Raw genomic sequence first — 14,426 nt, forward strand, 5'->3', positions numbered from 1 at the left:
CACCTCTCCGCATTTAAAGAGAATCTCATCGACGACCGTGAGCGGGAGAGTGGCGTCGATGACGACACCACACTTCGGAATATCCTCTTTGTGCATGCAATCACACAATCAGCTCCCGTTCGGCAGGCATGTCACAACATGATCCCGTATTGCCGCAGCACTTTCCAAAGGCGATATGAAGGTCACATCCAACGTCAGCGCGTGTTGGTGCGGGAGATTGAGAACCACGGCCTGTTGGCTTCGGCTCCTCGACGTCTCGACATCAGTCGTCTTCAAGTGGTCGCGCCGAGCGGGGGAGGAAACGCGACGCGCCAATTCTTCTTCGGCACACAGCAATCTCACCGGAACGAAGACCGCGGCGCGCTGTCTGGCGGCTTCGACGAACTGCTGGTACGTCCGCGCGCTCCGCTCATCGCCTTCGACACCGGCATGGGTGAAAATGAAATTCGCCGACGGGTCGCTATAGGCGGTGATTGCATCCAGGACGGCCTGCCGGACCCTTGCAGTATACTCCCATATGCCCTTCGGCAGCGGAGCGGTTCCCTCCTCGTCGAGGAGGCGCAAGATCGGGTTGTTGAACCAGTGATTATCGACGATCTTTGCGGATATAAGCGAACCGAGTTCTTTGGCGATCGTCAGCTTGCCCACGCCTGGAAACCCCAAAAGCAACACGAAAACACTCATCGTTCGACAACTCTCCCAACACAATCCATCAATGTGGAAACGCAGCATTTCTGCGCTTCCACAAGCTGAACCGCTTAATGCGAAGCCGCCTCGCTGGCGACAGCCGCCCCCTCGCGCTTCTGGCTTGGCCCGACCGGGATCAGCCAGGTGGTGAAGAAGGTCAGAACCGCGACGACGACCACGCCCCAGAAGCTCCAGTGCAGCGCCGCATTGAAGACCGAGCGGATCGCCGGATCGGCGGCGAGCGCTGAAAGCCCGGTCGGCTGGTTCAGCGCCTCGTGCAGGCCTGCCGCCGCCTCGCCGCTCGCATAATGGTTGATGCCGGCATTGAGGATGGCGCCGAGCACGGTGGCGCCGAGCGTATTGCCGAGACTGCGGGAAAAGATGATCGAGGCAGTGGCGCTGCCGCGCATCGACCATTCGACGCTGTCCTGCACCAGCACGATGCTGGTAAGGCTGATCAGACCCATGCCGAAGCCCATGAAGAAGGAACCGGCGCCAGCAATGACCGGCGAACTGTCAGGGGTCAGGAACAACAGGAAACAGGCGCCGAAAGGAAACATCAGGCTGCCGACGCGCAGCGTGCGGCGGATGCCGAAGGCCTTGTAGAAGCGGCTGGAGAGCATCACTGCCAAGGGCCAGCCGACGACGAGCATGGTGAGCGTGAACCCCGCGACAAGAGGCGAGCGGCCGAGCACGCCCTGCACATAGAGCGGCAGGATTGTCGAAAGCCCGATCAGCGCCATGCCGGCCAGCAGCGTCGCCGTATTGCTGGTCGCAATCAGCCTTCGGCTCCACAGCGGGATCGAGATGATCGGCTCCGGCGCCCGCTTCTCCTGGGCGAGAAAGAGCAGGCCCGAGACCACGAAGACGGCGAAAAGCGAAAGCAGGATCCAGGCGCTCGCATCGGTTTCCGTCAGCATGACGAGAAGTGCCACGATCGAGATCGAAAACAGCACCGATCCGAGGTAATCGATCTTTGCCTGCTTGTGCGCCACATCCTCCTTCAGGAAGATCATGAAGGCGATGATCGAGATGACGCCGATCGGCAGGTTGATCCAGAAGATCCAGGCCCAGGAGATGTTGTCGACGATGATGCCGCCGGCAAGCGGCCCGACGACGGCCGAGGTCGCCCAGACAGTTGCCATCGCGCCCTGCACGCGGCCGCGTTCTTCTAGCTTGAAGAGATCGCCGATGATCGTCATCGTCACCGGCTGGATGGCGCCGGCGCCGAGCCCCTGCAGCAGCCGGAACAGCACCAGCGACATCATCGACCAGGCAAGCCCGCAGAGAGCCGAGCCGACCAAGAAGATCAGGATGCCGCCGATCAGCACCGGCTTGCGCCCGAAAATGTCGGAAAGCTTGCCGTAGATGACCGTCGTCGTCGACTGCGCCAGCAGGAAGGCCGAAAACACCCAGCTGTAATAGGAAAAGCCGCCGAGTTCCCCGACGATGCGCGGCATCGCGGTCGCCACGATCGTCGCCTCGATCGCCACCATGAAGGTCGCGAGCATGATGGTGGCGACGATAAGCACGCGGTTCGAGCGTTGCGCTGCATTCGACATGACGATCCTCTTCGGGTGCTCCGCAGATGCCGGAAATATCGGCAGGCTGGCGAGATGTGGGGCGATGCGCCGCTTGCGGAGTGATGCCGTCCTTTTACGACCTCAGGGCTGAACGGTAAAGCAGGCCGCGACCGGTTTCTGACAGCAGCCATTGGTTTCGCGTAATGTCAGGGAAGTTTCGGTCGAAGGCGAAGGCCCGGCGCCATTTCCGATCCGGGCCTTCGGTTTGCCAGAAGGAAAGGCGAACATCGCCTCATCCTCATTGCGGGCATGCCTCACCCAGCGAACCGGTATCCGCGCTTCCGCTGGTGCAACCCGGCGTCTGCTGCAGATTAGGATTGACCCCGCCGGGATTGATCGTACTGCGGCCGCTGTTGAGATTGACGCCGCCATTGCCGGTGGTGCCGGAATCGGTGCCCACAGACCCGGTGCCCGTCGCACCACCGCCGACAGAACCAGTGCCGGCCGACCCGGCGCCTGCGGAACCGGTACCCGAACTCCCCGATCCGCCGATAACCGGTGCCACCGAAAGCCGCCCATTGGCATCCGCACCCCCGGCCGTCTGCGCCAGCGCGGAGCCGGCCAGACCGATCGAAAGCAGTGATATCGCGATGAACTTGCAGGACATGATTTTCTCCATGCTTGTTGTCTCAGGGAGAAAACCGGCACGGGGGCGGCATTGTTCCTGTCGGGGTTGCGGTTTTCACGTTCGTTTGATTGGTCATTTTCCACCGCTCCGAGCTCGAAGTCGCACCGAGAAACTCATAGCGCTCCTCGACCTTCTCGATGGGGGCCTTTACGCCTTTGGCCCCTCTAGAACTCTGAACCAGTCGCGTATTGACATCTGAAGGCGGTCAACCTCGTCATCCGCGAGCACTCCGCAATGCGCGATTGTCCCTCGTAACATGTTCAGCCCATGCAACACGCGGTTCATCGAGTCGACGCCTCGTAGCATTCCTGCGAAGTCCGACCAGTTGGCCCGCATGATGTCTGCTAGCTGCCCAAATGTGGAGTAGTCAATCAGCGCATTAGAACGCATGGTCCACGCAGCTTGATCTTCGCGGTCTCGGTTCTTCTTCACCTCGTCCCGCACCGCTTGAGGAACATGAGTGTCCCACCATCCAGCCCCATGCGCGGTTTCCATCGTATCGATGATAAGGCGGCGAATATCGTTTTCAAGCATGTAGAACACCTCGTAGTACATCGACATCTTGGATGCATTGTTACGATTGGCGAGTTCAAACTGCTTAATGAACGGTTCCATGCGCTCATCAATGAAGGTACCGCCGCGCCTTCTAGCGCCGGGATTATGTTCCTCCAAAGCGTCTCTGAGACCTGACTCAATGACAGCGCATTTCAATAGGAAAAGCTCAATGGTGTGCTCACTCAATTTAAGAGATTTCCTTTTAGACTCTTGAAAATCGCATTGAAGACCTCAACGTTGGTCGTCTCGGGCAGGACCACATTGATATTGTAAACTAGTTGCAGCGGCTTGCTTTGGTTAGCAGCAAACCGTGGAGCGTCCTCGCTGGAAGTCCCATGGTCAGTCTGAGCCTCAACGTGATGCGCCTCTGTCTTCACGCCTTTTGCGTACTCTTGGAAGCACTGAAAAGTTGACAGCATAAATTTAAGAATGCGGTCGTTCTTGGTCAGGCCAGTAATGGCGACTAAGATGTCGGTGAGTGTGCTCTCCGTGGCATTGTGTGCGTAGCTATTTCGCCGAAAGACTTCAGCGAAGCCATTTCGCATGGCCTGAAGAGCAGCCGTAGGTCTTCCGCCCTCGGTCTGAAATTGCGCGTAAAGTTCGGTCGGAACGCCGCCTTGATTCAGCATTTGAGTTGTCTTCAAGATGGGAATAATGGGCCTTGCAGCGCCACCGGACGCCTCTAAGACAGTGCTAAGGAAGTCAGTACTGAAGACTGGCGGCTTTTCGGCATTGGGTATCTTTTCCAGAACCCGCTTAAGCACACCAGGGCTGACGGTGTACGGAATGTTCCCCGGTATTTTTCTTCGGGTAGGTTCAGTGTTCTGTAGCTGCGCTTCAGTTATTTCAGGCGTTACTGAGACTATGGCCTCTGAGGTGACTTTCACCGGCTCTCTCCTGCGGCGCGGTTCCGCTCTCGGCGCTACTTCTTCGTCATCAGCCATTTCGCCCCCCAGCAAGTTGCATTAATTTAATAGTACATCTTTAGTGATTCGCGCGCATCTTGCTACGGTATCGTCAAATAAATCCCCGCCTTTAGCTCAATGAGCAAGGAAATATCAATCCGGACTGATGGAAACCGCAGCTGAGATACATGACCGCTCTGGCCTACAAACGGTCATTGTTCCCTGTCGCATAAACTATTCTGGCTTTGAAGCCACAGCGCGCGCAGTTCAGCCTCAGGCACGCTGTTGGCTAAAGCCGCAAGATCGAGCGTCGTAGGGCGACTGCTTGTCTGTTGGCGTCGGCTGACAGCCAGCCGTTGCCGACTTCGATCGGATATGCCTTGTCACCGCAGCGCTGTCTTCTCCCAATATCTCCAAGAGTGAGACGGAGCCTTACGTGGATCGGTGATGCCGATCCTACGAACCCTTTCAGCTAGCGGTTCGCCGTTGCTTTGCTTTTGTGTCGGCTGGCGTCATCGCCGCGGGCCCTCGCTGCTTTGCGGGACACCTCCCTGTAGGAGAGAGGATCTTTCCCTTGACTTGACGAACGCGAGAAAGCCGTCAGCGATACGGCGGGATGGATGGGCACTCTGCGCTCGCTGCCTTCATCCAGGATCGCCTCACCATCAGGCGGGCTGTGATCTTCATGCAGGAGAAAGCTACCGAAACATTAATATCATTGAATGATTAATGAACCGAAGGACAAAGAAGAAAATGGTGCCGCTTGCAGGACTCGAACCTGCGACCCCATCATTACGAATGATGTGCTCTACCACCTGAGCTAAAGCGGCGTTTCACGGCCGAAGCATGCGGCCTGCGATTTGCATGGCGCTGATACAGCCATTGTCTGAAGATTTCAAGCACCCTGTCATGGCTTTGGCAAAAAAGAGGGGCGGGGCCAAGAAGGCGCGCCTCAGAGCGCCAGCCGGGTCCGCGCCGCCCTGTATTCGGCCTCCAGCCGGTCGACGAGTTTTGCCACCGGCTCGACGGCCTTGATGGCGCTGATGCCCTGGCCACTGCCCCATATGTCCTTCCAGGCCTTGGCGCCGCCGACAGCCTGCTCGAAATCCATCTTCGAGACATCGGCAAGCGGCAGGTTGTCGGGGTCCATGCCGGCAGCCACGATCGAAGGCTTGAGATAGTTGCCGTGCACGCCGGTGAAATAGTTGGAATAGACGATGTCGCTGGCCGCCCCTTCGACGATCGCCTGCTTGTAGGCGTCCGCGGCGCGGGCTTCTTGCGTTGCGATGAAGGGCGAGCCGATATAGGCCATGTCGGCGCCCATCGCTTCTGCGGCGAGGATCGCGCCGCCGGTGGCGATTGCGCCGGCCAGCAGCAGCGGCCCGTCGAACCATTCGCGGATTTCCTGGACGAGCGCAAAGGGCGACAGCGTGCCGGCATGGCCGCCGGCGCCGGCGGCGACCGCAATCAGCCCGTCGGCGCCCTTGCGGATCGCCGAATGGGCGTGGCGGTTGTTGATAATGTCATGCAGCACGATGCCGCCATAGGAATGCACGGCCGCATTGACCTCCGGCACGGCGCCGAGCGAGGAGATGACGATCGGCACCTTGTATTTGACGCAGAGCGTGAGGTCGTGCTCCAGCCGCTTGTTCGACATGTGGACGATCTGGTTGACGGCGAAGGGCGCAGCCGGCCGCTCGGGATGGGTGGCGTCGTGGCGGGCGAGCTCCTCGGTAATCTCAGCCAGCCATTCGTCGAGCTGGCTTTCCGGCCGGGCGTTCAGTGCCGGAAACGCCCCGACGATGCCGGCCTTGCATTGCGCCAGTGTCAGCGCCGGATGCGAGATGATGAACAGCGGCGAGCCGATGACCGGCAGTCTCAGTTTATCCCTCAGGATCGGGGGCAGGGCCATGGTCATCACCTCCATTGACGTTTACGAAAACGTCAATCTCATAACAGAGATGAAAAGGCGATAAAAGACCGGCTGCCATGCCTTCGTCGATTTCGGCCCGAATATATACGTCCGAGAAAGCTAATAGAATAAGGCCCGTAAGCGGTGAAAGCTGCCGATATCCCCGCCGATCGACCGGGGCCGGGCCTGCAAGGCTTGCGGTTTGCCGCACTTGCCGCTACCGAATTTTGATGGAGAACGGCGGGGATTGCAGTCCGATGCCGAATTCAAGGTGAAGGACTGAATGTGAGCGGATTAGAAACGGCCATCAGAACAGCGCTCGAAAATTCCGATCGCGACAATCCGGAGGTTCGAGCGAGGATCTATCAGTCGGCTCGCCAGGCGCTGGAAGCCGGCCTGCGCAAGCAGGATATCACCGACTCCGAGATCGTCGCCCATCATCGCCATCGCCTGGAAAGCACCATCCACGCCATCGAAGGCGAGGAGCGCGACCGTCTTCACCCCCGCCAGAGGCCGCCTGAAGTGCCCGTGCCGCCGGTCGTGGAAATGCCGGCGCCACCGGTTCATCAAGCCGAAGCCGATGAGTTCGACGGCCCCGTCGTATCAGGGGAGACCCGCGCGCCCGAGCTTATGCATCGCGGCGATGAGTCCAGCCTCGACGACGTGCATGCCGGCAATGCCGATCATCTGGCTGCCGCCCCTGTCGGCGAGGAACGCCTTGCCCGCGGCCAGCGCGCCACCAATATGGATTTCCGCCCGGAGCGGGCGGCGGGTCGCCGCAAGCCGCGCAAATTCTTTTCGAGGCTGCTCGTCTGGTGCGTCCTGCTGGCCTTCATCGGCATCGGCGCCTGGTGGGCGCATACATCGGGCCTGCTGATGACGGCGGCCGAGCGTGACACCAGCGTTGCCAATCCGCCGGCAAGCACCCAGCCCGAGGATTTTACCGGCAATGACGAGAGCGCCGGGAATGCGGGCTCTCACACCGATCAGCCGGTGACCATCGATCCGCAGAACAGTTTCTCGGCCGATTGGATCCCGCTGTTCAAGCCTGAGGACGCCGACAAGATCCAAAGCGGCCCGCGGGCGCGCACCGAAAAAATCACCGAGAACGACGGCCCCGCCGTCCGGCTGATTTCCGAAAGCGGTGCAGCCGATGGCAATGTCTCGATCAGCGTGCCGCCGTCGGTGCTGCAGCAGCTGGCCGGCAAATCCTCGACGATCGCGCTGACGCTGCAATCCACCACCGACGAGCCGACGCAGATCACCGTCGAATGCAATTTCCAGACGCTCGGCAATTGCGCCCGCCATCGCTTCAACGTTACTCGGGAAAAGACGGATGCGCTGCTGCAGGTGAAGTTCGACCGCTCGCTCGCGCCGAATTCGCCGGGCACGCTGACGATCAACAGCGATCTCGACGGCAAGGCGCGCGGCATCAACCTCTTCGCCATCCGCATCCTGCCGGGGCAGTGAGGCCAACTTCGGTTCCGGGAAGCCAGCCTATTTCAGAAAGCCTGGCCCTGAGCCGATGATCTCCTGGTCGACCGTGCCGAGCGCCTGTTTGTCCTTGCCGTCATAATCCATCCTGTTCAGCATGTGGCGGATGAGTTCAAGGCGCGCGCGCCGCTTGTCATTGCCGTGGATCACCGTCCAGGGCGCGAAATCCGTATGGGTTTCCTTCAGCATCCGGTTGCGCTTGTCGCTGTAATCGTCCCATTTCGTCAGCGCCGCGATATCCATCGACGACAGTTTCCAGACCTTTAGCGGATCGTGCCGGCGGTCGTGGAACCGTTTGAGCTGCATCTCGCGGCCGATATCGAGATAGAATTTGAAGAAGAAGATGCCCTCATGGGCGATGATCTTTTCAAGCTGCGGCGCCTGTTTGAGGAAATCCTCGTATTGCTGCGGCGTGCAGAAGCCCATGACCGGCTCGACGCCGGCGCGGTTGTACCAGGAGCGGTCGAACAGCACGAATTCGCCGGCTGTCGGAAACTGCGCGACATAACGCTGGAAATACCATTGTCCCTGCTCGCGGTCGGTCGGCTTGGTCAGCGCCACGACCCGCGCAAGGCGTGGGTTCATATTCGCCGAGGAGGCCGAAATCGCGCCGCCCTTGCCGGCAGCGTCGCGCCCTTCGAACAGCGCCATCACCCGCTTGCCGGTCGCCTGCAGCCAGAACTGCACCTTGACGAGTTCGATCTGCAGCTTTTCCAGCTGCTCCAGATAGTCCTCCTCCTTGAGCTTCTTCTTGTGGGGAAAGTCGCCGGATTCCAGCGCGCGTTCCTCCACCCAGGCCGGCAGGGTGGGATCGTCGACATCGAAGATGCGCTTCTTTCCGCGGATCTCCAGCTCCACCGCCCTGTTTTCGACGTCCTCGTCCATATCAGCCTCCACAGCCCGATCGCTTCTCTTCCTGCAAGCGAACATATTTATCGTTGAAAATCAAATCTCTCGCTATTGACCGGCATTTTTTCGTGGGTTTCGGCTGCGGCCTTTCGCTTGAGACGCGCTAGCCCGAAAACTTCTGTCATGAATTGCCGCTATCAGGCAGAGTTCCAATATAAGAAAAACGAATCGACGCCGCGAGGGCACTTGCCAGACGAAACTCCATGGAGAAAAAGCCTGTTGGCGCGCATCCGGCGCGAACGGCCGGTGCTGATTGCGGCAATCCTCAGCGCGCTCGCCGCGCTTGCCGCCGGCATGAACAAGTGGGTTGTGCTTGTCCTGCTGCTTATGATGATCCTCACCGCGCTTTTCAACGAGGCGCCCATCATCAAGGCGGAACCCGCCGAGCCGGCCGAGATCGAGCCGGAGCTGCCGCCCAGCCGCCTGCCTGAAGTTTCCGCCACGCTTGCCGGCCTCGATATCCCCGTCATGGTGCTGTCGGACGATGCCTCGGTGCTCTTCCAGAACCGTGCTGCCGAAAAGGCCTTCGGCACAGTGGCGCTCGGCGCCCATATATCGGCCCGCCTGCGCTCGCCCGGCGTGCTCGACATGGTGCGCGAAACCATCGCCACCAATGCGCCGAACCAGATCGAGCATGCCGAGCGGCTGCCGTCCGAGCGCGTCTATATCGTGCGCAGCGCCCCCGTCGAATTCGCGGCCGATGACGGTCCGCGTGAGCGCTATTTCATCCTCTCCTTCCGCGATATATCGGAGGTCCGCCGCATCGACCGCATGCGGTCGGATTTCGTCGCCAATGCCAGCCATGAGCTGCGCACGCCGCTTGCCTCGCTGCGCGGCTTCATCGAGACCATCCAGGGGCCGGCGAAGAACGATCTGAAGGCGCAGGCGCGTTTCCTCAACATCATGCTCGACCAGACGACGCGCATGAGCCGGCTGGTCGACGACCTGCTGTCGCTCTCCCGCCTGGAGCTGAAATCGCACATTGCGCCGGATGAGAAGATCGATCTGGTGCCGCTGCTCGGCCATGTCAGAGATGCGCTTGTGCCGCTGGCCAGGGATGTCGGCGTCGACATCAACCTGCATCTGCCAGAGGGCAAGGTCGAGGTGCTGGGCGACCGCGACGAACTTGTCCAGGTCTTCGAGAACCTGATGGAAAATGCCTGCAAATACGGCCAGGAGGGCGAGATCGTCGATGTCTGGCTGAAGAACGGCACCGGCCAGCCGGTCGAGGTCAGCATCGTCGACAAAGGCCCGGGCATCCCGGCCGAACATGTGCCGCGCCTGACGGAGCGCTTCTACCGCGTCAGCATCGAGGACAGCCGCTCGAAGAAGGGCACCGGCCTCGGCCTTGCCATCGTCAAACACATCCTCACCCGCCACCGGGCGCGGCTGATCGTCAAGTCGGAAGTCGGCAAGGGCACCGAGTTTACCGTCCGTTTTTGACGATATGTCGCAACACTTTTACGTTGCATAATTTTATCATTTCAAATCAATAACTTATATTGTCACAAATGTTTCATCGATTTGACATAAAAGGACGAGGCTTCAAGAGCTAAGAGAGTCCCGCCGATGAAAAAAGGCACTGCGAGGGCCTCTCTAATGGCCGCACTCACACAAGCCCAAATGCCGGGAGATTTCTAATGAACACCTTCAAGCTCACCGTTGCCGCGCTCGCTGCAACTGCTGCTTTCGCTGGCGCTGCCGTCGCCCGCGACCAGATTCAGGTTGCTGGTTCGTCCACCGTCCTGCCTTACGCAAAGATCGTTGCCGAGTCCTTCGGCGAAACCTTCACCAACTTCAAGACGCCGGTCGTCGAATCCGGCGGCTCGGGCGCTGGCCTGAAGGAATTCTGCAAGGGCGTTGGCGAAGACACCATCGACATTGCGAATTCCTCGCGTCCGATCAATAAGAACGAGGTGGAAGCCTGCAAGGCTGCCGGCGTAACCGACATCCAGGAAGTCAAGATCGGTTATGACGGAATCGTCTTCGCAACCGACGCGTCCAACCCTGATGTCGCTTACGTTCCTGCCGATATCTACAAGGCCCTCGCTGCCCAGGTCGTCGTCGACGGTAAGCTCGTCGCCAACCCCTACAAGAAGTGGTCGGAAGTCAACCCGAAGCTTCCGGCTGTTGATATTGCCGCCTACATTCCGGGCGAAAAGCACGGCACCCGCGAAGTCTTCGAACAGAACGTTCTCGCTGCCGGCTGCAAGGCCTCTGGCGCAACCGACGTCATCGCCAAGGAAATCGCCGACAAGGCTGCCCAGGGCAAGGCCTGCGTCGCAGTCCGCAAGGACGGCGTCGCCGTTGACATCGACGGCGACTATCCGGAGACCCTCGCACGCATCGCCGCCAACAAGACCGGCCTCGGCGTATTCGGCCTTTCCTTCTATGAAAACAACGCCGACAAGCTCAAGGTTGCGAGCATGAGCGGTATCGTTCCGTCCACCGAAACGATCGCTAACGGCACCTACCCGGTTTCCCGCCCGCTGTTCTTCTACGTCAAGAAGGCACATCTCGGCGCCGTTCCGGGCCTGAAGGAATACGTCAACTTCTTCGTATCCGACCAGATGATCGGCCCTGACAGCCCGCTCGTCGAATACGGCCTGGTTGCCGCTCCCGATGCTGAGCGCGAAGCGATCCGCAAGGACGTCGAAGCCGGTAAGGCTATGTAATGACTTTGCCGGCGCGGTGCCTACTGCATAATTCCTTAAATCGGAATCGATTTAAGGATAAAATTATGCAGCACTTCAAAGTGCTACAGCGTCCTTTGCGCGTCTGAAAAGACGCGCGGCGCTGTAGAGGCCCGCGCCGGCATTGCTTATGCCCTGCGCGCCGGCGGTTCCGGAGCTGCAGGGTTGGAATTCCTTCTCCATGATTGGAAGCTGAAGGCAGGCTGATCAAGCTGCCGGGCTTTTTGGGGCTATGGGCCTGGGGACGTAACGAATGAGCACATCCATCATACTTTTGTGCCTTGTGGTGATCGGAGTCGCCGCCTATCTGGTCGCGCGCAACCGTGCCACGGCGCTTGCCGGAGGCAGATCCTCCTCACTGCATTCACGGCCGGCCTATTACGGCGCCTATGCGGCGATCTGGGCAGTTCTTCCCGCCCTCATCGTCCTTGGCCTCTGGCTCTCCATCAGCCCCGGCATCACCCAGTCTTCGGTTCGCGGCGCTTTTCCCGAAGACATCAGGGCTCAAGTCTCGGTCGAGCAGGATCTTGGCTATTCGACGGTGGCGACTGTCGCCCGTGGCCTGACGATGCTGACATCGGATGAAACTGCGGCGGTCGGCAACGATCCGGCTGCGCTGCAGGCCAAGCTCCTCGAAAAGGGCGTGCCGCTTGCCAGCCAGCCGCTGCCTTACATGCTTGACGCCGCCAGGACGCTCAACGCCATGAGCATGACGAGCCGCATCGCCATGACGGCGGTCGTCTTCATCCTGGCCGTTGCCGGCGCCTTCTATGCGCTGCGCTCCATCGCTCCGCGCTTCCGCGCCCGCAACCGGGTCGAGCGCGTCATGCTCTGGGGCCTGCTGCTCGCCTCCTCGATCGCCATTCTGACGACGATCGGCATCGTGCTCTCCATGCTGTCGGAAGCCGCCCGCTTCTTTACGGCTGTTCCCGCCATGGACTTCTTCTTCGGCACCGTCTGGGATCCGCGCTTTGCCGGAGCCGGCAGCTCGTCCTTCGGTCAGTTCGGCCTGATCCCGCTGCTGCTCGGCACGATCTATATCGGCCTGGTCGCCATGCTGGTCGCCGTGCCGGTCGGCCTCTTTGCCGCCATCTACATGGCCGAATACGCCTCGATGAAGGTGCGCTCGATCGCCAAGCCGCTCCTCGAAGTGCTCGCCGGCATTCCGACGATCGTCTACGGCTTCTTCGCGCTCGTCACCGTCGGCCCGTTCCTGCGCGATTTCTCCGCCCAGGTCAGCGGCCTTCTGTCCGGCAACTACAGCAATTTCATTCAGGCGCAGAGCGTTCTGACAGCCGGTATCGTCATGGGCATCATGCTGATCCCTTACGTGTCCTCGCTGTCGGACGATATCATCACCGCCGTGCCGGGGTCGCTGCGTGACGGTTCGCTCGGTCTTGGTGCCACACGCTCCGAAACCATCAAGAAGGTGGTCTTGCCCGCAGCCCTTCCCGGCATCGTCGGCGCATTGCTGATGACTGCCTCGCGCGCCGTCGGCGAAACCATGATCGTGGTGCTGGCCGCCGGTGTTGCTGCCCGCATCCAGATCAACCCCTTCGAGCCGATGACGACGGTGACCGTCAAGATCGTCAACCAGCTGACCGGCGACCTTGAGTTCACCTCGCCGCAGACGCTGGTTGCCTTTGCCCTTGGCATCACGCTGTTCTGCATCACGCTTTGCCTCAATATCTATGCGCTCTACATCGTGCGCAAATACCGGGAGCAGTACGAATGACGGATATTGTTTCTCCCACCGCCGGCGTCACCGTTTCCAAGGCGCCAGCCCGCCGCGATATCGGTATCAAGCGGCGCTACGCCGCCGAGCGCCGGTTCCAGGCCTATGGCATCGCCGCCATCACCTTCGGTCTCGTCTTCCTCTTCATCCTGCTGTGGACGGTGATCGGCAACGGCTACACCGCCTTCCAGCAGACGGCGATCACTCTGCCGATCGAATTCTCCGAGAAGACGATCGACCCGAACAACAAGCGTGCGACCGATCCCTCGGCGCTGATCGCCGCCAACTATCCGGTTCTCCTGCGTGACGCGATCGTCAAGCAGCTGAACATCAATGCCTCGAGCCGTCCCGACGTGCGCGATGCATCCGCCATGCTGTCGAAGAGTGCGCCGATCCAGCTGCGCGATATGGTGATCGCCGATCCGTCGATCATCGGCAAGACGGTCAATGTCACGGTGCTCGCCGACGCCAATGTCGACAGCGCCAACAAGGCCCAGATCGACCTCTCTGTCGATGAGAAGAACCGCAAGGTCAACGACAAGCAGGTTGGCTGGATGAACGAACTGAAGGCGAGTGGTGCTCTCCACAAGCAGTTCAACACCGGCCTCTTCGTCAACGGCAATTCCAGCCGTCCGGAGGCCGCAGGCCTGGGAGTCGCCCTGATCGGCTCGCTCTACCTGATGCTGATCGTCCTCGTGCTCGCGCTGCCGATCGGCGTCGCCGCCTCGATCTATCTCGAGGAATTCGCGCCGAAGAACAAGCTGACGGACCTGATCGAGGTCAACATCAACAACCTCGCCGCGGTCCCTTCGATCGTCTACGGTCTGCTCGGTCTTTCCGTCTTCATCAACTTCATCGGCCTGCCGCGCTCGGCCTCGCTGGTCGGCGGCCTGGTGCTGACGCTGATGACCCTGCCGACGATCATCATCGCGACGCGTGCGGCACTGCGCGCCGTGCCGCCGTCGATCCGCGCCGCAGCGCTCGGCCTTGGCGCCTCGAAGATGCAGATGGTGTTCCACCATGTGCTGCCGCTCGCCATGCCGGGCATCCTGACCGGCACGATCATCGGCCTGGCGCACGCGCTCGGCGAAACCGCGCCGCTGCTCCTGATCGGCATGGTCGCCTTCGTCGCCAACGCGCCGACGACACCGCTCGATCCCTCGACGGCTCTGCCCGTACAGGTCTATATGTGGGCCAACGAGGCAGAACGTGCCTTCGTTGAGCGTACTTCGGGTGCCATCATCGTCCTGCTCCTGTTCCTGATCGTCATGAACATGGGCGCCATCCTCTTGCGTCGTCGCTTCGAGCGCCGCTGGTAAACGGAG

12 protein-coding genes and 1 tRNA gene are annotated in these 14,426 nt (G+C 60.4%); 5 read left to right on the forward strand and 8 right to left on the reverse strand.

The genetic code is table 11. From position 1 onward, the window contains the following. Positions 1 to 108: 108 nt before the first annotated feature. The 7 genes from B5P46_RS05380 to B5P46_RS05410 form a co-directional block, all read right to left on the reverse strand. Positions 109 to 684 (reverse strand): phosphotransferase-like protein, encoded by a 576-nt coding sequence (locus B5P46_RS05380; protein WP_129418836.1) that lies wholly within the window; start codon positions 682 to 684, stop codon positions 109 to 111. A gap of 74 nt (positions 685 to 758) precedes the next feature. Beyond that, on the reverse strand, positions 759 to 2,249 hold the full coding sequence (locus tag B5P46_RS05385) for an MDR family MFS transporter (protein WP_129417813.1): 1,491 nt from the start codon (positions 2,247 to 2,249) through the stop codon (positions 759 to 761). Between the two features lie 259 nt (positions 2,250 to 2,508). Further along, complete coding sequence (locus B5P46_RS05390; RefSeq protein ID WP_129417814.1) at positions 2,509 to 2,877, reverse strand: hypothetical protein; 369 nt, start codon at positions 2,875 to 2,877, stop codon at positions 2,509 to 2,511. A gap of 168 nt (positions 2,878 to 3,045) precedes the next feature. Then, entirely contained in the window at positions 3,046 to 3,639 is a 594-nt protein-coding gene (locus B5P46_RS05395; protein WP_129417815.1) for a Swt1 family HEPN domain-containing protein, read from the reverse strand. After that, positions 3,636 to 4,397, reverse strand: coding sequence for a DUF5343 domain-containing protein (locus tag B5P46_RS05400; RefSeq protein ID WP_129417816.1), 762 nt, complete (start codon positions 4,395 to 4,397; stop codon positions 3,636 to 3,638). The genes B5P46_RS05395 and B5P46_RS05400 overlap by 4 nt, the downstream gene beginning before the upstream one ends. Before the next feature lie 715 nt (positions 4,398 to 5,112). Continuing rightward, positions 5,113 to 5,188, reverse strand: a tRNA-Thr gene (locus B5P46_RS05405). Positions 5,189 to 5,310: 122 nt separating this feature from the next. Further along, the gene (locus tag B5P46_RS05410; protein ID WP_129417817.1) at positions 5,311 to 6,270 is read right to left on the reverse strand and encodes an NAD(P)H-dependent flavin oxidoreductase; all 960 of its coding nucleotides are present in this window, start codon (positions 6,268 to 6,270) and stop codon (positions 5,311 to 5,313) included. A gap of 285 nt (positions 6,271 to 6,555) precedes the next feature. On the opposite strand from B5P46_RS05410, the gene B5P46_RS05415 reads away from it, so the two are divergent. Further along, positions 6,556 to 7,740 carry a regulator gene (locus tag B5P46_RS05415; protein WP_129417818.1) on the forward strand — a complete coding sequence of 395 codons (1,185 nt, stop codon included), beginning with the start codon at positions 6,556 to 6,558 and terminating at the stop codon, positions 7,738 to 7,740. A 27-nt stretch (positions 7,741 to 7,767) separates the two neighbouring features. On the opposite strand, the gene ppk2 is transcribed toward B5P46_RS05415, so the two are convergent. Further along, positions 7,768 to 8,649, reverse strand: coding sequence for a polyphosphate kinase 2 (gene ppk2, locus B5P46_RS05420; protein ID WP_129417819.1), 882 nt, complete (start codon positions 8,647 to 8,649; stop codon positions 7,768 to 7,770). A gap of 243 nt (positions 8,650 to 8,892) precedes the next feature. Here ppk2 and phoR point away from each other — a divergent pair, with 243 nt between their 5' ends. The 4 genes from phoR to pstA all read left to right on the forward strand — a co-directional run bounded on the left by phoR (position 8,893) and on the right by pstA (position 14,420). Then, on the forward strand, positions 8,893 to 10,116 hold the full coding sequence (phoR, locus tag B5P46_RS05425) for a phosphate regulon sensor histidine kinase PhoR (protein WP_129417820.1): 1,224 nt from the start codon (positions 8,893 to 8,895) through the stop codon (positions 10,114 to 10,116). 197 nt (positions 10,117 to 10,313) lie between these two features. Beyond that, complete coding sequence (locus B5P46_RS05430) at positions 10,314 to 11,348, forward strand: substrate-binding domain-containing protein (RefSeq protein ID WP_129417821.1); 1,035 nt, start codon at positions 10,314 to 10,316, stop codon at positions 11,346 to 11,348. 271 nt (positions 11,349 to 11,619) lie between these two features. Further along, positions 11,620 to 13,101, forward strand: a complete 1,482-nt coding sequence (gene pstC / locus B5P46_RS05435) for a phosphate ABC transporter permease subunit PstC (RefSeq protein WP_129417822.1) — start codon at positions 11,620 to 11,622, stop codon at positions 13,099 to 13,101. After that, positions 13,098 to 14,420 carry a phosphate ABC transporter permease PstA gene (pstA, locus tag B5P46_RS05440; protein WP_129417823.1) on the forward strand — a complete coding sequence of 441 codons (1,323 nt, stop codon included), beginning with the start codon at positions 13,098 to 13,100 and terminating at the stop codon, positions 14,418 to 14,420. The genes pstC and pstA overlap by 4 nt, the downstream gene beginning before the upstream one ends. The last annotated feature ends 6 nt before the right edge of the window (positions 14,421 to 14,426 follow it).

The sequence above is a fragment of the Rhizobium leguminosarum genome (genome assembly GCF_004123835.1).
Lineage (GTDB): Bacteria > Pseudomonadota > Alphaproteobacteria > Rhizobiales > Rhizobiaceae > Rhizobium > Rhizobium leguminosarum_M.

What these genes read in the sequence shown, in the direction of transcription:
- B5P46_RS05380 (WP_129418836.1), bottom strand. Translation starts at nt 684, where the DNA reads ATGAGTGTTTTCGTGTTGCTTTTGGGGTTTCCAGGCGTGGGCAAGCTG.
- B5P46_RS05385 (WP_129417813.1), bottom strand. Translation starts at nt 2,249, where the DNA reads ATGTCGAATGCAGCGCAACGCTCGAACCGCGTGCTTATCGTCGCCACC.
- B5P46_RS05390 (WP_129417814.1), bottom strand. Translation starts at nt 2,877, where the DNA reads ATGTCCTGCAAGTTCATCGCGATATCACTGCTTTCGATCGGTCTGGCC.
- B5P46_RS05400 (WP_129417816.1), bottom strand. Translation starts at nt 4,397, where the DNA reads ATGGCTGATGACGAAGAAGTAGCGCCGAGAGCGGAACCGCGCCGCAGG.
- B5P46_RS05410 (WP_129417817.1), bottom strand. Translation starts at nt 6,270, where the DNA reads ATGGCCCTGCCCCCGATCCTGAGGGATAAACTGAGACTGCCGGTCATC.
- ppk2 (WP_129417819.1), bottom strand. Translation starts at nt 8,649, where the DNA reads ATGGACGAGGACGTCGAAAACAGGGCGGTGGAGCTGGAGATCCGCGGA.
- B5P46_RS05430 (WP_129417821.1), top strand. Translation starts at nt 10,314, where the DNA reads ATGAACACCTTCAAGCTCACCGTTGCCGCGCTCGCTGCAACTGCTGCT.
- pstC (WP_129417822.1), top strand. Translation starts at nt 11,620, where the DNA reads ATGAGCACATCCATCATACTTTTGTGCCTTGTGGTGATCGGAGTCGCC.
- pstA (WP_129417823.1), top strand. Translation starts at nt 13,098, where the DNA reads ATGACGGATATTGTTTCTCCCACCGCCGGCGTCACCGTTTCCAAGGCG.